The 20824-nt window shown below is 69.8% G+C and carries 18 protein-coding genes; 1 reads left to right on the top strand and 17 read right to left on the bottom strand.

Going from position 1 to position 20824, the window contains the following annotated elements:
- Nucleotides 1-22 precede the first annotated feature (22 nt).
- The 15 genes from argF to infC form a co-directional block, all read right to left on the bottom strand.
- Nucleotides 23-973 (bottom strand): ornithine carbamoyltransferase, encoded by a 951-nt coding sequence (argF, locus tag E3O49_RS07510; RefSeq protein WP_134434615.1) that lies wholly within the window; start codon nt 971-973, stop codon nt 23-25.
- 38 nt (nt 974-1011) lie between these two features.
- The gene (locus E3O49_RS07505) at nt 1012-2205 is read right to left on the bottom strand and encodes an acetylornithine transaminase (RefSeq protein ID WP_134410898.1); all 1194 of its coding nucleotides are present in this window, start codon (nt 2203-2205) and stop codon (nt 1012-1014) included.
- A gap of 45 nt (nt 2206-2250) precedes the next feature.
- A complete protein-coding gene (gene argB / locus E3O49_RS07500) occupies nt 2251-3162 on the bottom strand; it encodes an acetylglutamate kinase (RefSeq protein ID WP_420898190.1) in 912 nt (303 codons plus the stop codon).
- Nucleotides 3159-4331 (bottom strand): bifunctional glutamate N-acetyltransferase/amino-acid acetyltransferase ArgJ, encoded by a 1173-nt coding sequence (argJ, locus tag E3O49_RS07495; protein ID WP_134364965.1) that lies wholly within the window; start codon nt 4329-4331, stop codon nt 3159-3161. Before argJ ends, argB begins: the two co-directional genes overlap by 4 nt.
- Nucleotides 4328-5371, bottom strand: coding sequence for an N-acetyl-gamma-glutamyl-phosphate reductase (gene argC / locus E3O49_RS07490; protein ID WP_134404575.1), 1044 nt, complete (start codon nt 5369-5371; stop codon nt 4328-4330). Before argC ends, argJ begins: the two co-directional genes overlap by 4 nt.
- A 345-nt stretch (nt 5372-5716) precedes the next feature.
- Nucleotides 5717-8278, bottom strand: a complete 2562-nt coding sequence (gene pheT / locus E3O49_RS07485) for a phenylalanine--tRNA ligase subunit beta (protein WP_134434613.1) — start codon at nt 8276-8278, stop codon at nt 5717-5719.
- Nucleotides 8278-9318 carry a phenylalanine--tRNA ligase subunit alpha gene (pheS, locus tag E3O49_RS07480; protein WP_134364962.1) on the bottom strand — a complete coding sequence of 347 codons (1041 nt, stop codon included), beginning with the start codon at nt 9316-9318 and terminating at the stop codon, nt 8278-8280. Before pheS ends, pheT begins: the two co-directional genes overlap by 1 nt.
- A gap of 11 nt (nt 9319-9329) precedes the next feature.
- Nucleotides 9330-10259, bottom strand: a complete 930-nt coding sequence (locus E3O49_RS07475; RefSeq protein WP_134364961.1) for an amino acid ABC transporter permease — start codon at nt 10257-10259, stop codon at nt 9330-9332.
- Entirely contained in the window at nt 10256-10903 is a 648-nt protein-coding gene (locus tag E3O49_RS07470) for an amino acid ABC transporter permease (protein WP_134364960.1), read from the bottom strand. Before E3O49_RS07470 ends, E3O49_RS07475 begins: the two co-directional genes overlap by 4 nt.
- Nucleotides 10904-11036: 133 nt before the next feature.
- A complete protein-coding gene (locus E3O49_RS07465; protein WP_370292120.1) occupies nt 11037-11885 on the bottom strand; it encodes a glutamate ABC transporter substrate-binding protein in 849 nt (282 codons plus the stop codon).
- Between the two features lie 59 nt (nt 11886-11944).
- Nucleotides 11945-12733, bottom strand: coding sequence for an amino acid ABC transporter ATP-binding protein (locus E3O49_RS07460; protein WP_134364958.1), 789 nt, complete (start codon nt 12731-12733; stop codon nt 11945-11947).
- Between the two features lie 71 nt (nt 12734-12804).
- Nucleotides 12805-13605 (bottom strand): TrmH family RNA methyltransferase, encoded by an 801-nt coding sequence (locus E3O49_RS07455; protein WP_134364957.1) that lies wholly within the window; start codon nt 13603-13605, stop codon nt 12805-12807.
- 173 nt (nt 13606-13778) lie between these two features.
- The gene (gene rplT / locus E3O49_RS07450) at nt 13779-14165 is read right to left on the bottom strand and encodes a 50S ribosomal protein L20 (RefSeq protein WP_134364956.1); all 387 of its coding nucleotides are present in this window, start codon (nt 14163-14165) and stop codon (nt 13779-13781) included.
- Nucleotides 14166-14193: 28 nt separating this feature from the next.
- The gene (gene rpmI / locus E3O49_RS07445) at nt 14194-14388 is read right to left on the bottom strand and encodes a 50S ribosomal protein L35 (RefSeq protein ID WP_134364955.1); all 195 of its coding nucleotides are present in this window, start codon (nt 14386-14388) and stop codon (nt 14194-14196) included.
- Nucleotides 14381-15007 (bottom strand): translation initiation factor IF-3, encoded by a 627-nt coding sequence (gene infC / locus E3O49_RS07440; RefSeq protein WP_134364954.1) that lies wholly within the window; start codon nt 15005-15007, stop codon nt 14381-14383. Before infC ends, rpmI begins: the two co-directional genes overlap by 8 nt.
- Before the next feature lie 288 nt (nt 15008-15295).
- On the opposite strand from infC, the gene E3O49_RS07435 reads away from it, so the two are divergent.
- Complete coding sequence (locus E3O49_RS07435; protein WP_134364953.1) at nt 15296-15643, top strand: DUF1844 domain-containing protein; 348 nt, start codon at nt 15296-15298, stop codon at nt 15641-15643.
- A gap of 587 nt (nt 15644-16230) precedes the next feature.
- On the opposite strand, the gene E3O49_RS07430 is transcribed toward E3O49_RS07435, so the two are convergent.
- Together E3O49_RS07430 and E3O49_RS07425 are read right to left on the bottom strand one after the other, a co-directional pair.
- Entirely contained in the window at nt 16231-17010 is a 780-nt protein-coding gene (locus E3O49_RS07430; protein ID WP_134364951.1) for a DNA-formamidopyrimidine glycosylase family protein, read from the bottom strand.
- Nucleotides 17011-17174: 164 nt separating this feature from the next.
- Nucleotides 17175-20824, bottom strand: a 3650-nt coding sequence (locus E3O49_RS07425) for a DNA glycosylase AlkZ-like family protein (RefSeq protein WP_134451284.1), incomplete at its 5' end; no start/stop codon positions are given.

Below are 20824 nucleotides of genomic sequence, written 5' to 3'. Positions count from 1 at the left end.
TCACTCTCGACCGGAAAGGTCACTATGCGGGGGCGTTTTGGGCGTTTTGGGCGTTTTGGGCGAGCAGCCAGACGAGCAGGGCCTTCTGGGCGTGCAGCCGGTTCTCGGCTTCGTCCCAGATGATGCTCTGCGCGCCGTCGATGACGTCCGCCGTGACCTCGTAGCCGCGGTCGGCCGGCAGGCAGTGCATGAAGTGCGCGTCGGGCTTGGCGAGGGCCATCAGGGCGGCGTCGACGCGGTACGCGCCGAGCGTGCCGAGACGCTCCGTCTTCTCCTCTTCCTTGCCCATCGACACCCAGGTGTCGGTGATGACCACGTCGCAGCCGGCGACGGCCTCGGCCGGGTCGGTGAAGAGCGCCACGGAGCCGCCGGTGCGCGCGGCGATGGCCGCGGCATCCGTCACCACCCGCGGGTCGGGCGTGTAGCCGACCGGGGAGGCGATGCGCACGTGTATGCCCGCCGTGGCGCCGGCCAGCAGGTAGGACTGGGCCATGTTGCAGGCGCCGTCGCCGAGGAAGGCGAGGGTCTGGCCGGCGAGATCGCCGCGGTGCTCACGGATGGTGAGCAGGTCGGCGAGCAGCTGGCAGGGGTGGAAGTCGTCGGAGAGGGCGTTGACGACCGGCACGGTGGTGCCGAGGGCCATCTCTTCGAGGCCGGCCTGGCCGTAGGTGCGCCAGACGATCGCGGCGACCTGGCGTTCGAGCACCCGGGCCGTGTCGGAGGCCGTTTCCTTGCCGCCGAGCTGGCTGCTCGCGGTCGTGATGATCAGCGGGCTGCCGCCGAGGTCGGCGATCCCCACGGCGAAGGACACCCGGGTGCGGGTGGACGACTTGTCGAAGATCACCGCGACCGTCTGCGGGCCGGCGAGGGGTTTGGCCGCGAATCGGTCTCGCTTGAGCACCAGGGCCAGTCCGAGGATCTCGGCCTGTTCGGCCGGTGAGATGTCGTCGTCGCGCAGGAAATGGCGGGTCACGGAGTCACTTTCGGTTTTCGGCAATAGACTGTCCAACTCTAGAGGCTGGCCAGTGCGAGCCCGAATCGGCGCTCGAACTCGGCCAGTTCGGCGTCGCCCACGATCAGCGGTGGGGCGATCCGGATGGTGGATTCGTTCGCGGCGTTCACGATCAGCCCGTGGGACAGCGCCGCGGCGGCGAGCCTCTGCGCGACCGGCTCGGTCAGCCCGACGCCCAGCAGCAGGCCGCGGCCGCGCACCTCCGCGATCAGCGGGGAGCCGAGGCCGGTGATGATCTCCCGCAACTGGTCGCCGCGGTGGGCCGCGTTCTCGACCAGGCCGTCGCGCTCGATCGTGCCGAGCACGGCGTTCGCGGTGGCCGTGACCAGCGGGTTTCCAGCGTAGGTCGAGCCGTGCTGGCCGCGCTGGAACAGCTCGGATGCCGCCCCGAAGGTGACCAGGGCGCCGATCGGCAGGCCGCCGCCGATCCCCTTGGCCAGGGTCGCGGCATCCGGCTGGATGCCGTCGTGCTGGTAGGCGAACCAGGCGCCGGTGCGCCCGGCGCCCGTCTGCACCTCGTCGATGATGAGCAGCACGCCGTGCCGGGTGCAGAGTTCGCGGGCGCGAAGAAGGAACCCGTCGGGCAGGTCGATCACGCCGGCCTCGCCCTGCACCGGTTCGAGGAAGAGGGCGGCGACGGTGTCGTCAAGGGCGGCCTCGAGCGCGGCCAGGGTGGCGTCGATGTGCTCCACCCCGCCGGGGACGGGCAGGAACGGCTCGCGCATGGCCGGTTTGCCGGAGAGGGCGAGCGCGCCCATCGTGCGGCCGTGGAAGGACTCGTGCAGGGTGAGGATGCGGGTGCGGCGGCCGCCCGCGGTGTTCAGCCGGGCCAGTTTGAACGCGGCCTCGTTGGCCTCGGCGCCGGAGTTGCAGAAGTAGACGCGTCCGGCCGGGCCGGTGCCGGTGATCCGCTTCAGCCGTTCGGCCAGTTCCAGCTGGGGCGGGGAGGCGAAGTAGTTGGCCACGTGGGCCAGGCGGCCGACCTGGTCGGTGACGGCGGCGACGAGGTCCGGATGCGCGTGGCCGAGCGAGTTCACGGCGATGCCGGCGAGGAAGTCGAGGTATTCGGTGCCCTCGTCGTCCCAGACGTAGCAGCCCTCGCCCCGCACCAGCATCGCCAGCGGCGGCGCGATCGTGTGCATCATCGCGTCGCTGAATCGGTTGCGCCAGTCTTCGGTGCCGAAGTCTGCCATGGGTTTGGTGCTCACTTCTGTGTCGGTCGTGCTTGTGTGTGTCGGTCAGGGTTGGGCGGGGACGACCTCGGTGCCGATCCCGCTGCCGGTGAAAACCTCCAGCAGGATCGAGTGCGGCACGCGGCCGTCGATGATGGCCGCCTTCGCGACGCCGCCCTCGACCGCGTCCAGGCAGGCCGTCATCTTGGGGATCATGCCCGACTCGAGCTCCGGCAGGAGGGCGCGGAGGGTGTCCACGTCGATGACCGACACCAGCGAGTCGCGGTTCGGCCAGTCGCTGAAGAGCCCGGCGACATCGGTCAGGATCACCAGTTTCGCGGCACCGAGGGCGACCGCAAGGGCCGCGGCGGCGGCGTCGGCGTTGATATTCAGGGACTGGCCCGGGACATCCGTGTCGGGAGCGATCGAGGAGACGACCGGGATGCGGCCGGCCGCGAGCTGGGCGTGCACGGCCTCGGGGTCGACGCCGATGACGTCGCCGACGAGGCCGAGGTCGACCTCTTCGCCGTCGATGACGGTGCCGCGGCGACGGCCCTGGAAGAGCCCGGCGTCCTCACCGCAGAGCCCGGCGGAGAGCGGGCCGTGCGCGTTGATGCGGCTGACAAGTTCACGGTTGATCTGCCCGGTCAGCACCATCCGCACGACGTCCATCGCCTCGGGGGTGGTCACCCGGTAGCCGCCGCGGAACTCGCTCTCGATGCCGAGCCGGTCGAGCATCGCCGAGATCTGTGGGCCGCCGCCGTGCACGACGACGGGGCGGATGCCGCAGTAGCGCAGGTAGACCATGTCCTCGGCGAACGCGCGCTGAAGTTGGTCGCTGACCATGGCGTTGCCGCCAAATTTGACCACGATGATCTGGTCGTGGAACCGTTTGAGCCACGGCAGGGACTCGATCAGGGTGGCGGCCTTGACGGCAGCCTCGGCCCGGCTGTTCTGCGTCTCGTCCGCCGGAATCAACTCGAGTACGCGCTGTTCTCTTCGACGTACTCGTGGGTCAGGTCGTTGGTCCAGATCGTGCCCGTCTCGGTGCCCTCGTGCAGGTCGATCAGCACGGTCACCGACCGGGGCGTCAGGTCGACGAGTTCGCGGGGCTGGTCCGGCTCCCCCGCCGTGCAGACCTGCACATCGTTGATCGCGACGTCGATGCCGTAGGGGTCGAAGGCGGCATCCGTGGTGCCGACGGCCGCGAGCACGCGGCCCCAGTTGGGGTCGTTGCCGAAGATGGCGGTCTTGAACAGGTTGCTGCGGGAGACCGCGCGAGCCACGTTGACGGCGTCGTCCTCGGTGGCGGCGTTCCGCACCGTGATGGCGACGTCGTGCCCCGAACCCTCGGCGTCGGCCTGGAGCTGCAGGGTGAGGTCCTGGCAGATGGCGATCAGCGCATCCGTGAATTCGGGCAGGTCGGCGGCGACCCCGCTGGCACCGGAGCCGAGCAGGCTGACGGTGTCGTTGGTGGACATGCAGCCGTCGGAGTCGAGCCGGTCGAAGGTGACCCGGGTGGCTTCGCGGAGGGCCACGTCGAGCTGCTCGGAGTCGAGTACGGCGTCGGTGGTCAGCACGACGAGCATGGTGGCGAGGCCGGGCGCGAGCATGCCGGCGCCCTTGGCCATGCCGCCGATGGTCCAGCCGGCCGTGGACGTGAGCAGGGTCTGCTTGGGCGTGGTGTCGGTGGTCATGATCGCCTGCGCCGCGGCGAGGCCGGCGGCATCCGAGGTGGCGGCGGCGGACTGGAGCGCGAGGGTCGCATCCCAGACGCCGGCGGTGATCTTGCCCAGGTCGAGCTGCTCGCCGATCAGGCCGGTGGAGCAGACGAGCACCTCGCCGGCGGAGATCTCCAGGCGGTCGGCGATGGCCTCGGCCGTGGCGTGCGTGGTCTGGAACCCGATGGTGCCGGTGTAGCAGTTCGCCCCGCCCGAGTTGAGCACGATGGCCTTGACCCGGCCGCCGCGCATGACCTGTTCGCTCCAGAGCACGGGGTTGGCCTTGCACCGGTTGCGGGTGAAGACGCTGGCCGCGCTGGTGAGCGGGCCGAGGTTGTGCACGACGGCGAGGTCGAGGCCGCCGGACTTCTTCAGGCCGGCGGTGACTCCGGCGGCGGCGAACCCGGCTGGGGCGGTGACACTCATGGGGCTACTCCATTCGTGCTCAGGCCCGTGGTTTCGGGCAGTCCGAGCGACAGATTGGCGGACTGGATTGCGGCACCGGCGGTGCCCTTGACCAGGTTGTCGACGGCGGTGATCGTGACGACTCGGCCGGCGGCCTCGTCCACGGCCAGGCCGATCAGGGCGGTGTTGGCGCCGAGCACATCGCTCGTTCGCGGGAACCGACCCTCCGGCAGCACGTGCACGAACGGTTCATTCGCGTAGGCCTCCTCCCAGGCGGCGCGCACCGCGGCCGCGGACGTGCCGGGTACGAGGCGGGCCGTCGCTGTGCAGAGGATGCCGCGGGACATCGGCACGATCACCGGGGTGAAGGAGATGGTCGGGTTCGCGGCCCCGGCCCAGCGCAGGCTCTGCTGGATTTCGGGGATGTGCCGGTGCCCGCCGCCCACGGCGTAGGGGTTGGCGGAGCCGAGGACCTCGCTGGCCAGGTTCGGCCGCCTGAGGCTCTTGCCGGCACCGGACGGGCCGACCGCGAGCACGGCGACGATGTCCTCCGGCTCGATCACGCCGGCACGGATGCCTGGAGCCAGGGCCAGGGCCACCGTGCTGGCGTTGCAGCCGGGGGCGGCGATGCGGCGGGAGCCCCGCAGCCGGGAGCGCTGGGTGCCGCCGGCGACAGGGAGCTCGGGGACCCCGTAGGTCCAGGCGCCGTAGTAGTCGCCGCCGTAGAACGCGGCCCAGTCTGACTCGCTCTCCAGGCGGTGGTCAGCGCCGCAGTCGACGACGAGGGTTTCGGCCGGCAGGTGCGCGGTGAGGGCGCCGGATGCCCCGTGCGGCAGGGCCAGGAAGACGACGTCGTGCCCGGCGAGGGTCTCGGGGCTGGTGTCGACGAGGGTCAGGTGGGCGAGGGAGCGCAGGTGCGGCTGCACGTCGATCAGGAGCTGCCCGGCATTGCTGTGGGCCGTGACCGTGCGCACCTCGAACTCGGGGTGTTCGGCCAGAAGCCGCAACAATTCGCCGCCCGCATAGCCGCTCGCACCTGCCACCGCCACCGAAAAAGCCATGTGACAAACTTAGCGCGCCGCCCCGCACGCCGAGAATCGCCGTTCGCGCCGATAATCGCCGCTCGGGCGGCGACTGTGGGCAGAAACGGCGACGCTCGGCGGGTGCTCCGCCGCACTGGGCTCCCCCGCCGACTCCGCCGCGCCGGGCTCCCCCGCCGACGTCGCCACTTGCGGTCGAGCACGCCCGGTGTGCGGGGCGAACTCGACCGGAAGTGGCGAAATGGGCGAAATGGGCGGGCGGCCGCACGGGCGTCGAGCGAGCAGCCGGACGAGCAGCCGCACGAGCGCCGAGCGAGCAGCCGCACGAGCAGCCGCACGGGGGACGAACGAGCAGCCGGGCCGGCGCTACTCGCGCAGGGTCGCGCCGAAGCGGGCGGCGGTCACGGACACGCCGGCGAGCTTGGCGTCGCTGGCCTCCGCGGCGGTGAGGGTGCGGTCCGGCGCCCGGAAGCGCAGGGCGAAGGTCAGCGACTTGCGTCCGGGCAGGATGCCCGTGCCCCGGTAGTCGTCGACGAGCTCGGCCTGGTCGAGCAGCGGACCGCAACCCTGGCGCACGGCCTGGAGCACCTCGCCGGCCGGAACCTGAACGTCGACCACCAGGGACAGGTCCTGGGTGGCGGCGGGCATGGTCGCGATCGGGATGGCGTGCAGCTCGGTGCCGGCCTGCGCGAACACGGCCGACAGGTCGATCTCGGCGACGGCGACGACCGCGGGCAGGTCGGCGTCGCGGGCGATGCGGGGCAGCAGTTCGCCGGCGATTCCGACCGAGGTGAGCCCGGCATCCGTCGTCACGAACAGTTCCGCGGTGCGTCCCGGGTGCATCGCCTGGTGTGAGCCCTGGCGCACGGTGATGGCGACCCCGGAGGCGAGCGCGACCTGGCGTACCGCCGCGAGGGCGTCCTGCCAGCCGGCCGCGACCGCGGGCTGGCCCGGCTGGTGGCGCACGGTGAAGCCGGTCAGCGCGATGGCCACCGAGAGCGGCTGCGGGGGGATGCCCGCGTTCAGTTCGGCTTCCAGCTGCCGGCTCGGGCGCACCGCACCGGGAGGAACGACCGAGCTGCCGTAACGGATGCCGGCCACCGGCCGGAAGACCGTGCCCAGTTCGAAGACGGCCAGGTCGGTGATCCCGCGAGAGCGGTTGCGGTGCATGATCTGCAGCAGCCCGGGCAGGATCGAGGTGCGCAGGAACGGCGCCTCCCCGTCGAGCGGGTTGGCGACGCGGATCTGCGGCACGCCCGTTTCGGCAGTGCCGCCCGTTCCGGCCGTGCCGGCCGGGAGCCCGAACAGGTTGTTGGACTTCTCCGAGACGAACGGGTACGCGAGCACCTCGGTGTGGCCGGTGGCAGCGAGGGTCTGGGCGACCTGGCGGCGCAGGGTCTGCGCGTGGGTGAGGCCGCGGCCGGGCGGGGCGACCGGCAGCACCGACGGGATGCGGTCGTAGCCGACGATGCGGGCGACCTCTTCGGCCAGGGTCCACTTGTCGGTCAGATCGGGGCGCCAGCTGGGCGGCGTGACGTTCAGGCCGGTCTCGGTCTCCTCGAGGGAGGCGCCGATCTCGGCCAGCGAGGAGCGCACCTCGTCCGGGGTGTACTCGAGCCCGATCAGTCCGGAGATGAAGCCGGTGGGCAGAATGATGGGCGCGGCGTCGGGGGTGGCGTCGTGCAGGGAGCCGAGGCCGTCGGCCTCTCCCCCGGCGAGTTCGACCAGCAGCTGCACGACGCGGGCGGCGGCGACGGCGGCGACGGCCGGGTCGACCCCGCGCTCGAAGCGGCGGGAGGCCTCGCTGGGCAGCTTGTGCCGGCGGGCCGTGCGGGCGATCGACACCGGATCGAAGTTCGCGGCCTCGATCAGCACATTCGTGGTTCCGGAACCGATCTCGGTGCTCTGGCCGCCCATCACGCCGGCCAGGCCGATCGGCCCGGATTCGTCGGTGATCAGGAGGTCTTCGACGTTCAGGGTGCGGGTGACGTCGTCGAGGGTGACGAGTTTCTCGCCCGGCTGGGCGCGGCGCACGGTGATACCGCCGGCGAGACGGTCGAGGTCGTAGCCGTGGATCGGCTGGCCGAGCTCGATCATCACGTAGTTGGTGACGTCCACGATCAGCGAGATCGAACGGATGCCGGCCAGCTTCAGCCGGGCGATCAGCCAGGCCGGAGACGGCCGGGTCGGGTCCACGCCGCGCACCGCGCGGGTGACGAAGACGCTCGCGCCGACGCGGCCGCGGATCGGGGCCTGATCGTCGATCGTGACCGGGAAGGCGACCGTGGAGGCGACGGGCGAGATGGCCAGGGCGGGGTCGCGGAAGGCGGCCCCGGTGGCGTGCGCGTACTCGCGGGCCACGCCGCGGATCGAGAAGGCGTAGCCACGGTCGGGCGTGACGTTGATCTCGACGGCCGTGTCGTCCAGGCCCAGCAGGCTGATCGCATCCGTGCCGATCTCGGGGTCGAGCCCGAGGCTGCCGAGCACCAGGATGCCATCGTGCTCGTCGCCGAGGCCGAGCTCGCGGGCCGAGGCGATCATGCCGTCGGACACGTGGCCGTAGGTCTTGCGCGGGGCGATCGGGAACGGGCCGGGCAGCACAGCGCCGGGCAGGGTCACGACGACCTTGTCGCCGACGACGAAGTTGTGGGCGCCGCAGACGATGCCGTGCACGGCGGGGCCGCCGTCGGCCGCGAGCTCGTCGCCGGGCGCGACGCGCACCTGGCACCAGTTGATGGTCTTGCCGTTGGTCTGCTCTTCGCCGACGAACTCGAGCACCTGGCCGACGACGATCGGTCCGGTCAGCTCGAAGCGGTGGATCTCTTCCTCTTCGAGGCCCACGCTCACCAGGGCGGCGTGCACGTCTTCGGGCGTGGTGCCCGGGGCCAGGTCGACGAACTCGCCCAGCCAGCTCAGTGGGACGCGCATCAGACGGTCATCCCGTACTGCTGGCTGAACCGGACGTCGCCTTCGACCATGTCGTGCATATCCTTCACATCATTTCGGAACATCAGGGCCCGTTCGACGCCGACGCCGAACGCGAAACCGGAGTAGACCTCCGGGTCGATCCCGGCGGAGCGGAGCACGTTGGCGTTGACCATGCCGCAGCCGCCCCACTCGATCCAGCGGGCGCCGTCCTTGAACGTCGGGTGCCACAGGTCGAGTTCGGCGCTCGGCTCGGTGAACGGGAAGTAGTTCGGGCGCAGGCGCACCTTCGCCTCCGGGCCGAACATGGCCTTGACGAAGTGGTCGAGGGTGCCGCGCAGGTGCGCCATGGTGAGTCCCTTGTCGATGGCGATGCCCTCGATCTGGTGGAACACCGGCGTGTGCGTGGCGTCGAGCTCGTCGGTGCGGAACACCCGGCCGGGGGCGACGACGTAGACCGGCAGCTCGCGGGACAGCAGGGCGCGCAGCTGCACCGGGGAGGTGTGGGTGCGCAGCACCAGGTGCGCCTCGGGCGGGTCGATGAAGAAGGTGTCCTGCATGGCGCGGGCGGGGTGGTCCTCGTCGAAGTTGAGCGCGTCGAAGTTGAACCACTCGCTCTCGAGCTCGGGGCCCTCGGCGACCTCCCAGCCCATGCCCACGAAGACATCCGCGACCCGTTCCTGCAGCAGGGTGAGCGGATGCCGGGCGCCCGGCGTCCAGGTTGACGCCGCCGCGGTCACGTCGACCGTTTCGGCCGCGAGCTGTGCGGCGGCCTCGGCCTCGGTGATCGCGGCCTCGCGGGCGGAGAACGCCTGTGCGACGGCTCCCCTGGCCTGGCCGAGGAGCTTGCCGGCGGCAGCCTTCTGGTCGCCGGGCACGCTGCGCATCAGCGCGTTGAGCCGGGCCAGCGGGGACGCCTCCCCGGTGTGCTGGGCACGCACGGTTTTCAGGGCCGCGGAGTCGTTCGCGGCGGCAATGGCGGCGAGAGCGGCGTCGACGGCCGCGCTCACGGCTGGTTCGGAGATCTCAGTGGGGTCAGACACAAGTCCCAAGTTTAGCCTCGCCGGACCTGGTCGCCGCCCATCTGGTTGCCCAGCGCCGCGGGGTACGCCAGCTCGGGTTCGACCGGTTTCTCCGGCGGGGTCTTGGTCTTCGGCGTCACGCCGCCGGACTTGGACCCGGTGCGCCGGGCGATGACGCGGGCCAGCCAGGACAGCGACAGGTTCATCGCCAGGTAGATCGCCAGCACGACGAGGAAGAAGGAGAACGAGTAGCGGCTGCCGAAGAAGTTCGTCAGGCCCTGCCCGCTGCGGAGGAGCTCCTCGTAGCCGACCACGAACGCGAGGGAGGTGTCCTTGAGGAGCACGACGAGCTGCGCGATGATGATCGGCAGCATCTGCCGGAACGCCTGGGGGAACTCGATCCGAAGCCGTGTCGCCACGGGGGTGAGCCCGATGGCCAGCCCGGCCTCGCGCTGCCCGCGGGGCAGGCTCTTGATGCCGGCCCGCAGCGCCTCGCCGATGATCGCCCCGTTGTAGACGGACAGCGCGGCGACGCCGGCCCAGAAGGAACCGGTGGAGAAGACGAGGAGGATGAAGAGCATCATCAGCAGCACGGGCATGCCGCGCACGAATTCGAGCACGACCGTGGTCGAGATCCGAAGCCACCTGGTGTCGGACACGCGTCCGAAGGAGAACAGCACGCCGAGCGCGAGCGCGAACACGGCGGCGACACCGGCCATCCGGAGGGTGTTGAGGGCTCCGCGGCCGAGGGTGCGCCAGACCTCGCGGTCGGAGAAGACGTCCCAGCGGGTCGCATCCCAGAGGCCCGGCTGCTCGGCCCCGTTGGCGCTGGTCTTGGGAGCGCCCAGGGCCAGGATCAGCCAGGCCAGGCCGGCGGCGATGATGAGTCCGGTGACCACGGAGAAGATCCGCGACCGCATGATGGCCTTCGGGCCCGGAGCGTCGTAGAGCACTGACGTCATCGGAGGACCGCCACCTTCTTCTCGACCCGCGCGGCGATCACGCCGAGCGAGATGGTGACCAGCAGGTAGAAGGCGGCGACGGCGAGGAGAATCGCGAGCACCTCGTCCCCGCGTTCGTTGGTGACCTTGCGGGCGGCACCGAACAGTTCGAAGACGAAGAACGCGCCGGCGACCGAGGTGTTCTTCGTCAGGGCGATGAACACGTTGATCAGCGGCGGGATGACCATGCGCACCGCCTGGGGCATGACCACGAAGGACAGGGTCTGGGTGAACGTCAGGCCCACGCTGCGGGCGGCCTCGGCCTGGCCCACGTGCACGCCGTTGACGCCCGAGCGCAGTGCCTCGGCGACGAAGGGCGAGGTGTACACGGTGAGGCCGATCATGGCGAGCACGAAGTAGCCCGGGGAGAACTGCAGGTACGGGAGGATGAAGGCGCAGAAGAACAGCACCAGGGTGAGCGGGGTGTTCCGCACGATCTCGGTGTAGACCGTGGCGAATCCGCGCAGGGATGCGACCGGCGAGATGCGCATTGCCGCGATGATGATGCCGAGTACGAGCGCTCCCGTGCCGGACAAAAGAAGAAGGCCCAACGTGTTCTTGAAGCCTTCCAGGAACACGGGCAGGTTTTCGATGACTGCGTCCACAACTCACCTCCTCTTCTGTGTTGTCTGGTTCTGATCTGAACTGAGCGTGGGGTGCCTGGGTGACAGGCGAATGCACTGGTCGGGGCGACCGTTCTGACGTCCGGCCGCCCCGATCAGGTTCGAGCAGGTGTTACTAGTACCGGTTGACGGCCGGCGGGGTGGGGGTCTCGAGCACCGTACCGGCGGTCTTTTCCCAGGCCTTGGCCCACGTGCCGTCCTTGAAGGACTCCTCGAGCGTGTCGTTGATGAAGGTGCGGAACTCGGTGTCGCCCTTCTTCAGGCCGATGCCGTAGGGCTCCTTGGTGAAGGGCTTGTCGACGACCTCGAACTCACCGGCGTTCTGGTCGGCCAGGCCGGCCAGGATGACGTTGTCGGTGGTCACGGCGACGACCTCGCCGCTGCGCAGCGGGCCGAGGCAGTTGGAGTAGGTGTCGGTCGCGAGCACCTTGTCGGTGTAGGCCGTGATGTTCTTCTCCGACGTCGATCCGCTGACGGTGCAGACGGACTTTCCGGCGAGGTCTTCCGGGCTCTTGATCTTGTCCGGGTTGCCCGCGAGAACGAGGAGGTCCTGGCCGGCTTCGTAGTACGGTCCGGCAAAGTCGACGACCTGCTTGCGCGTGTCGTTGATCGTGTACGTGGCGACGACGAGGTCGACCTGGCCGTTCTGGATGAAGGGCTCGCGGTTGGCCGACACGGTCTCGGTCCACTTGATCTTGTCGGCGGGGATGCCGAGCTTGGACGCGATGAGCGTGCCCATCTCGACGTCGAAGCCGACCGGCTGGCCGTCCGGGCCCCTGAGGCCGAACAGCGGCTGGTCGAACTTGGTGCCGATGGTGATCGATCCGGCTTCGCTCAGCTTCGCCATGGTGGTGCCGGCCGCGAATGTCGGCGCCTTCTCCACGGGTGCGGCGGTGGGCTTGGCGGCCGAGTCGGTGCAGGCACTGAGGGTGAGCACGCCGGCAAGGGCAATGGCCGAAAGCATTAGACCTTTTTTGAGTCTCATGGTGTTTCTCCTGATTGCTGTGTCATCCTGCGCACCGGTTAGTGGGCAAGTATTTTGGAGAGGAAATCTTTCGCTCTCGTGCTCTGGGGGTTCGTGAAGAACTTCTCCGGCGTCGTCTCCTCGACGATCTCGCCCTCGGCCATGAAGATCACCCGGTCGGCCGCCTTGCGGGCGAAGCCCATCTCGTGCGTGACGACGATCATGGTCATGCCGTCGCTGGCGAGGTCGATCATGACCTCGAGCACCTCGTTGATCATCTCGGGGTCAAGCGCGCTGGTGGGCTCGTCGAGCAGGATCACCTTGGGGTCCATGGCGAGGGCACGGGCGATCGCCACGCGCTGCTGCTGGCCGCCGGAGAGCTGGGCCGGCATCTTCTTCGCCTGGTTCGCGACGCCGACGCGTTCGAGCAGGACCATGGCCTTCTTCTCGGCGTCGGCCTTCGACAGGCCGCGCACCTTGATCGGGCCGAGCGTGACGTTCTCGAGCACGGTCTTGTGCGCGAACAGGTTGAACGCCTGGAACACCATGCCGACGTCCGCGCGCAACCGGGCGAGGTCTTTGCCTTCGTCCGGCAGCTTCACGCCGTCGATGGTGATGACGCCGGCGTCGATCGTCTCGAGCCGGTTGATGGCGCGGCAGAGGGTGGACTTGCCCGACCCGCTCGGGCCGATCACCACCACGACCTCGCCGCGATTGACGACGGCGTTGATCTTCTTCAGCACGTGCAGGTCGCCGTAGTGCTTGTCGACGTCACTGATGACAACTAGCGGCTCACCGCGCAACACCGTGATGTTGGACGTCGCCGGCGCAGACTCTGTAGGCTCCATGTCCCCCAACCTAAGGCACAAAGAAAGACGGCCGCACCACAAATTTTGTGGTATGGCCGTCATCGATCGGATCAGCTGCGCTGCGCGAAGGCACTTTCATACAGGCAAACGCTGGCCGCAGTGGCGAGGTTCATCGATTCCGCGTGACCGTAGATCGGCACCGAAATGGAGCGGTCGACCTTGGCCAGGTCTTCTTCGGTGAGCCCGCGGGCCTCGTTGCCGAAGAGCCACGCGGTCGGCGCGACCAGGAGGCCCTCGGTGCGGGCGGCCAGCAGATCGGTGCCCTTGATGTCGGCGGCAAAGACCTGCAGACCGGCCTCTTTGGCGCGCTCGCGCACGTCCTCGAGGGTCGCGCTCACGGCAACGGGGAGGTGGAAGATCGACCCGGTCGACGACCGCACCACCTTGGGGTTGTAGAGGTCGACGCTGCGACCGGTGAGGATGACGGCGTCCGCGCCGGCAGCATCCGCTGCACGGATGATGGTGCCCGCGTTGCCGGGATCGCGCACCTCTTCGAGGATGGCGATGAGTTTGGGGCCGTCAGCGAAGATGTCTTTCACCGAGGTGGGGAACTGGTGGCACACGGCCACGAAGCCCTGGGGGGTGACCGTGTCTGCCATCGTCTCGAGCACCTGCTCGGTGACGAATTCGACCTCGACGCCCGCGTCTTTCGCGGCGTCCGCGATGTCGGTGTGGCGCTCGAGTGCGGTGGGGGTGGCGAAGAGTTCGAGCACGAGGTCGGGACGGAAGTTCAGGGCCTCGGAGACGGCCTGCGGGCCCTCCAGGAGGAACAGCCCCGTCTCGGATCGAGCGGCTCGATTCGCCAGTTTCGCGACGGCCCGCACACGCGGCGAACGGGGATTATCTAACATGCGTCCAGCTTAGTTGCCGAGGCCCGCGGGTGATGCCCCCGCGCGGGGCACAGCGGAACCGGTCGGATCGGGCGCCCGGGCACGCAAAACGGGAGCGGGCGCCAGGCCCGCTCCCGTGAAGAGTGCGACGTTCAGGTGGTGCTGAAGTGCTGCGTGCCGAAGAGCTGCGAAAGCTACGCGGCGACCTTCGGTGCCGACGTGTCGGCGGGCAGTGCTGCCTTGGCGCTCTCGACGATGGCCGCGAACGTGGCGGGCTCGTTGACGGCCAGTTCGGCCAGGATGCGACGGTCGACCTGGATTCCGGCCAGGGCGAGGCCCTGGATCAGACGGTTGTAGGTCAGGCCGTTCGCGCGGGACGCAGCGTTGATCCGCTGGATCCACAGGCGACGGAAGTCACCCTTGCGTGCACGACGGTCGCGGTAGCTGTAAGTGAAGGAGTGAGTGAGCTGCTCCTTCGCCTTGGTCACCAGACGCGAGCGCTGGCCGCGGTAGCCCTTGGCGCGCTCGAGAATTACGCGACGGCTCTTGTGGGCGTTTACGGCCCTCTTTACTCTTGCCATTTTTATTGATCCTTACGGGGTACGGGGTCTAGCGACCGAGAAGCTTCTTGATGACCTTGATGTCGGCCTTGGCCAGCACCTGGTCCTGGTTCAGGCGGGACTTGCGCTGGGTGCTCTTGACCTCGAGGTTGTGGCGCAGGCCGGCCTGCTGCTTCATGATCTTGCCGGAGCCAGTGACCTTGAAGCGTTTCTTCGTCCCGGAGTGGGTCTTCATCTTAGGCATCTTTTTCCTCCAGTTTCGCTGCCTTATCAGCAACTTTGTCAGCCTTGTCGGCAACCTTTTCTGCCCGGTCGGCAGCCTTGTGTGCGTTGATCTCAGCCTTGGCTTCCGCTTTGTTCTTCAGCGGGCCAACAACCATGACCATGTTTCGCCCGTCGATGGTCGGGCTCGATTCCACGGAACCGAACTCGGCGACATCCTCGGCAAATCTTTGGAGCAGACGTACGCCCTGGTCGGGACGGGACTGTTCACGGCCACGGAACAAAATCATGGCCTTGACCTTGTCGCCGGCCTTCAGGAAGCCTTCGGCGCGTTTGCGCTTGGTCTCGTAGTCGTGCTTGTCAATCTTGAGACGGAAACGAACCTCTTTCAGGATCGTGTTCGCCTGGTTGCGCCGGGCCTCCTTGGCCTTCTGCGCAGCCTCGTACTTGAACTTGCCGTAGTCCATGATCTTGGCAACGGGCGGCTTCGAGGTCGGTGCAACCTCAACGAGGTCGAGGTCGGCCTCCTGTGCCAGGCGCAGCGCAACATCGATGGCCACGACTCCGACCTGTTCGCCGTTGGGACCAACGAGACGAACTTCGGGGACGCGGATACGGTCATTTGTACGGGGATCGCTGATGCGTCTCTCCTCTTCTCATTCATCGTGGCTACAGCCAGGTGACGGATGTCGCCCGGAGACGAAGAGAGGAAAAATAACGTCTGGACTGCCGGTCACAAATGCCCGGTTGTCACAGACGACACCCTGTCTACCTTCGCGCATCGTGATCTTGTGACGGATCCAGTGCCGCGACGGCGGAGTGCAACTACCCGGTAACCTTTATGAAGCGGTATGCGCGGGTGGGAGATTATCCACTTTCGTACCGAGACTTGCATCTCGGAGCCCGGATAAGTCTAACAGAGGAATACAGTGACCAACAGCAACGAGCAGGATGCAGTCCAGGCAACACGCGATATCGCCGATGTGGCAGCGGTGGAAATCATCACAACGGCATCCGTGCACCTGATGAGTGCGGCCGCGGTGAAGGTGGGACTGGCCGACGACCCCGAGAACCAGATCGACCTGGACGAGGCGCGCAAGCTGATCACCGCGCTGGCCGGACTGATCACCGCGGCCGCCCCGGACATCGCCGACATGCACGCGCGGAGCCTCCGCGACGGGCTGCGTTCGCTCCAGCTCGCGTTCCGCGAGGCGTCCGCCATCCCGGATGCCATCGGTCAGGGCCCGGGCGAGAAGTTCACCGGCCCGGTCAACTAGAAGGTCGTCGCCTGGTCGCCTGGTCGCCTGGTCGCCAGGTCGCCTGGTCGCCTGGTCGCCGCTGCGCCACGGCGCCGAACCGTGAGTTCGGCACCGTTTCGGGCACGGAAAACCGGCCAAACTCACGGTTCGGCGGGGATAGGCAGCATGAGGGACGGGGAATCATGGAGTTGAGGCTGTTGGTGCCGTTCCGGCGGGATGCTGCGGTCGCGCAGCGGGCCACACCGGAGCGGCGGCGCTTCACGTCGTCCGTGCTGGTGCCCTACCTGGGCACCCTGGTGCTGACCTGGCCCGGCCTGGTCCCCAGTTGGGTGCTCTGGCCGGTGATGGTCCTCGTCTTCGGCACGATGACCGTTCTCGGCAACGTCTGGGCGGACCAGGACGCCCTGGACGCCCTCAGGCGACCCCGACACGGATGCCGGCGGGCACGCCGGCGCGGACCGCGACGGCGACCTCTAGGCCAACACGGCGTCCACACGTCCAGCACGGCGTCCGGCGAACCAATTCGACGGAGATTCTGGCCTAAAACGCCGCATTCCGAGCTGGCGGGCCCGATTCGGGCAAAATCGCCGTCGAATTCGTTCGGGCTAGGTCTGGCAGCGCGGGCACCAGAAGGTGTTCCGCAGCTCGAGCTCTGAGCGGCCCAGGGTGCCCCGCTCGATCAGGGTGCCGCAGCGCCGGCACGGCTGGCCGGCCCGGGAGAACACCCAGCTCTGCATGCCCCGGCGGGCGTTGCCGGTGGTGATGCGCTCGGTGCGGTCACGGTTGGCCAGGATCAGCCGGCGGGCGAGGTCGACGAGGGCCGGGACATCCGTCGCCTCACCGACCGGCCGGGTGGGCAGCAGCCCCCGCAGGAAGCACAGCTCGTTGACGTATTCGTTGCCGAGTCCGGCCAGGTTCCCCTGGTCGGCGAGCGCCACCGCCACCGGCCGATCGGGGCGCTCCCGGATGCGGCGGGTCGCCTCGGCCGCGTCCCAGTCGGCACCGAGAAGGTCGGGCCCGAGGTAGGCGAGCAGTTCGGCCTCGCGGTTCAGCGGCACCACCTCGAGCACACCGAGCTCGAAGCCGACGGCCACCCATTCGGCCGTCTCCAGCACGATGCGAGCCTGGAAGGCCGGGCGCTTCCAGGCGCTGCCGTGCCGGTAGAGGTGCCAGGAGCCCTCCATCTTCAGATGCGAGTGGATGCTGTACTCCCCCACCCGCATCAGCAGATGCTTGCCGCGGCTGACCACTTCGTGCACGATCTCGCCGGTCAGGTCCACGGTGGCGTACGCCGGAACCCGCACGTCGCACCGGGTGAGCCGGGCGCCGTGCAGCGCCGCGTCGAGATTGTGCGCGGTGCGATAGACGGTGTCGCCCTCAGGCATGGCTCTCCTCAGGCATGGTGCTTGTCACGCGGTGCCTCCCGGCACGGGTTCGGCACGGGTTCGGCACGGGTTCGGCACGGGTTCGGCACGGGTTCGGCACGGGTTCGGCACGGGTTGCCTCAGACGTGCAGGTTGTTACGCGGTGGCTCCGGGCACGGCGTTCCTCAGGCATGCAGCTTCAGCCCCCGCGGGGTCACGCCGAACCCGGCCGCCTGCAGTGCGGCGCCGAGCGGGGTGCCCATCACGAAGACCCCGTTGACGGTCTCGACACCGAGCTTGGGAACCCGACCGGCCTTCACCGTGCCGGCCAGGGAGAGCGCGGCGGCCGTCACTGCGGAGTCCGGTTCGCCAGGCTCGAATGCGAGCACGGACTTGCCGCCGCGCTCGACGTAGAGCACCAGCGCCCCGTCGACGATCACGACCAGCGCGCCGGCCTTCCGTCCGGGGCGGTGCCCGGTGCCGTCCGGCAGCGGCGGCCAGGGCAGCACGGAACCGTAGGGGTTGGCCGGATCGGTGGCGGCCAGCGTCACCGCGCTCAGCGCGGCGCCCGATCCCGAGCCCGAACCTGAGCCCGAACCCGCGTCGGCGACGAAGGAGCGCAGCCGGTCGACCGTGCCGACGGTGGCGAACTGGGCCGCGCCCAGCCCCTCGATGAAGTAGCCGCGGCGGCACCGCCCCATCTCCTCGAAGCCGCTGAGGGTGCGGTAGGCGAGCGCGAAACCGCCCGTCACGCCCTCGCCCATCACGGCGCCGCGGGTGACGACGCCGTAGCGCTCCAGCAGGGTCTCGCCGAGGGCGTGCGCACGGCGGGTCGGGGAGTCGTCGGCCACCGGCACGACGGACCAGCGCCCGGAGACGGTCGGCGGGCCGCCGCGGGCCGGCAGGGTCGGCCGGGCCAGGATTCGGCCGCCGTGCAGCCGAGCCCGCGGGGCAGCCCGGCGGGTGCCGTGCGCCGCCTTCCCGCCGGAAAGGAGCGCGCGCACGGGCGCGAAGGTGTCGTTGCCCACCAGACCCGCCCAGACCAGGTCCCACAGCGCGGCAGCGAGCCCGGCGTCGTCCTGGCTGCCGACGGCATCCGCCAGCTGCCGGAAGAAGAAGGCGCCCCCGCCGCCCAGGGTGGCCAGGATCTCCTGCTGCAGCGCCGTGGTCTCCAGCGGCGGCGGCAGCGGCAGGGTGAGCGGCGCGGTCTCGCTCAGGTGCAGGCTGATCCAGCCGTCGTTGCCGGCCAGCGTGCCGGAGCCGGCCCAGAGCACCTCACCCGCATTCGTGAGTTCGTCGAGCATGGCCGGCCGGTAGTCCTCGATCCGGGCCGGCAGGATCAGCGACTCCCACGCCGAAGCGGGGATGCGGGCTCCCTCCAACTGCTCGATCACGGATGCGACGCCGTCCACACCGCGCAGCCGCCCGCCCACGTGCTGCCAGGCCGGCAGGAACCGCCCGACGGTCACCTGGTCGACCGGCTCGACCTCATGCCGGAGTGCGGCCAGCGACCGGCGGCGCAGGCGGCGGAGCACCTCGGCGTCGCACCACTCGCTGCCGGTGCCGTGCGGCCGGAACTCGCCCTCGACGACCCGGCGGGCGTTGGCGAGCCGGCGGAGCGCCCCCAGTGCCACGGCGGGGCCGAGGCCGAATCGTTCGGCCACGTCGGCGACCGTGAACGGGCCGTGGGTGCGGGCGTACCGGCTGACCAGGTCGCCGAGCGGATCGAGCACGGGCTCGGTGAACACGGCCGGCACGCCCTGCGGCACCGGCACGCCGAGCGCGTCCCTGAGCCGGCTGATGTCTTCGACGGCCGCCCAGCACGGCCGGCCGGCGACGCCGACGGGCAGCACCCGCCGGGCGGCGACGAGAGCCTGCAGGCCTTCGGCCGCCGCCGGTCCGCCCTGCGGGTCGAGTCGGGCGGCGACCTCGTCGGTCGTCAGCGGGCCGAGGCCGCGGAGCAGGTCGGCGATGCCCTCGATCCCCCGCGCCTTTCGGTCGGCCGGCAGCCGCTGCAGTTCCGCGTCGGTCTGCTCGATCACCACCGGGTCGAGCAGCTCCCGCAGCTCCACCCGGCCGAGGAGCTCGGCCAGCAGGCTGGAATCGATCGAGAGCGCGGTGGCTCGGCGCTCGGCGAGCGGGGAATCCCCCTCGTACATGAACGCGGCCACGTAACCGAAGAGGAGGGTGCTCGCGAACGGGCTCGCGGCATCCGTCTGGATTTCGACCAGGCGCAGGGCGCGGCTGTCGATGCGCCGGGTGAGGTTCAGCAGCGCGGGCAGGTCGTAGACGTCCTGCAGGCACTCGCGCACGGTTTCGAGGATGATCGGGAAGGTCGGGAAGGTGCGGGCCACGTCGAGGAGCTGGGCGGCCTTCTGGCGCTGCTGCCACAGGGGCGAGCGCCGCCCGGGGTTGTATCTCGGGAGCAGCAGCGCGCGCGCGGCGCACTCACGGAACCGGGCCGCGAACAGGGCGGAACCGCCGACCTCGTCGGTGACCAGCTGCTCGAGTTCGTCGGGGTCGAAGACGAAGAGGGAACTCTCCGGGGGTTCGGACTCGGTGTCGGGGATGCGCACGACGATGCCGTCGTCGCTGGCCATGCAGGCCCCGTCGATGCCGTAGCGTTCCCGCACCCTCGCGCCAACCGCCAGCGCCCACGGCGCGTGCACCTGCAGGCCGAACGGGGAGTGCAACACGACCCGCCAGTCCCCCAGCTCGTCCCGGAAGCGCTCGACGACGAGGGTCTGGTCGGTGGGCAGGTTCCCCGTCGCGGCGCGCTGCTCGGCGAGGAACGCGAGCAGGTTGTCGACGGCGCGCTCGTCGAGGCCGCCCGCCCGGCAGCGGGCCCTGGCGCCCTCGGGCGGGAGCGCGGACACCTCGCGCAGGAACGCGCCGATCGCCTCGCCGAGCTCGGCCGGACGGCCCAGGCCGTCGCCCTTCCAGAACGGCAGCCGGCCGGGCTCGCCGAACGCCGGCAGCACCAGCACGCGGTCATGGGTGATCTCCTGGATGCGCCAGCTCGTCGTGCCGAGGGCGAAGACGTCGCCCACCCGCGACTCGTAGACCATCTCCTCGTCGAGTTCGCCCACCCGGCGGCCGGTGGCCTGGTCGCCGCCGACCATGAACACGCCGAACAGGCCCCGGTCGGGGATCGTGCCGCCGCTGGTGACCGCGAGCCGTTGCGCGCCCGGACGGCCGGTGAGGATGCCCGTCTCCCGGTCCCAGACGATGCGGGGGCGCAACTCGGCGAACTGGTCGGAGGGGTACCGGCCGGCGAGGAGGTCGAGGGTGGCCTCGTAGGCCGAGCGCGGCAGGGAGTGGAAGGGGGCGCTGCGGCGCAGGGTGTCGAACCATTCCTCCGCGTCGATGGGTTCGAGCGCCGTCGCGGCCACGGTCTGCTGGGCGAGAATGTCGAGCGGGTTGGACGGCACCGACAGGGATTCGATCAGGCCGGCGACCATGCGCTCGGCCGCGACGGCCGCGTGGATGAGGTCGGCCCGGTGCTTGGGGAAGATCACCCCGCGGGATACCTCCCCCACCTGGTGCCCGGCCCGGCCCACCCGTTGCAGCCCGCTGGCCACCGACGGCGGCGACTCCACCTGCACCACCAGGTCGACCGCGCCCATGTCGATGCCGAGTTCCAGGCTGGAGGTGGCGACCACGCAGCGCAGCCGCCCGGCCTTGAGGTCGTCCTCGATCAGCGCCCGCTGCTCCTTGCTCACCGAGCCGTGGTGAGCGCGGGCCAGCAGCGGCTCGGCCCCGGCGGACTGGCCGCTCGCGCCCATCAGGGCTGCGGGCGGGCCGGCGGGCGCGGCGGCGGTTGCGGCGGCGGGCG

Source organism: Cryobacterium shii (genome assembly GCF_004402595.1).
GTDB classification, from domain to species: Bacteria; Actinomycetota; Actinomycetes; order Actinomycetales; family Microbacteriaceae; genus Cryobacterium; species Cryobacterium shii.
Note: the sequence above shows the minus strand (reverse complement) of the source record. Positions and strands in the feature narration are given on the sequence as shown.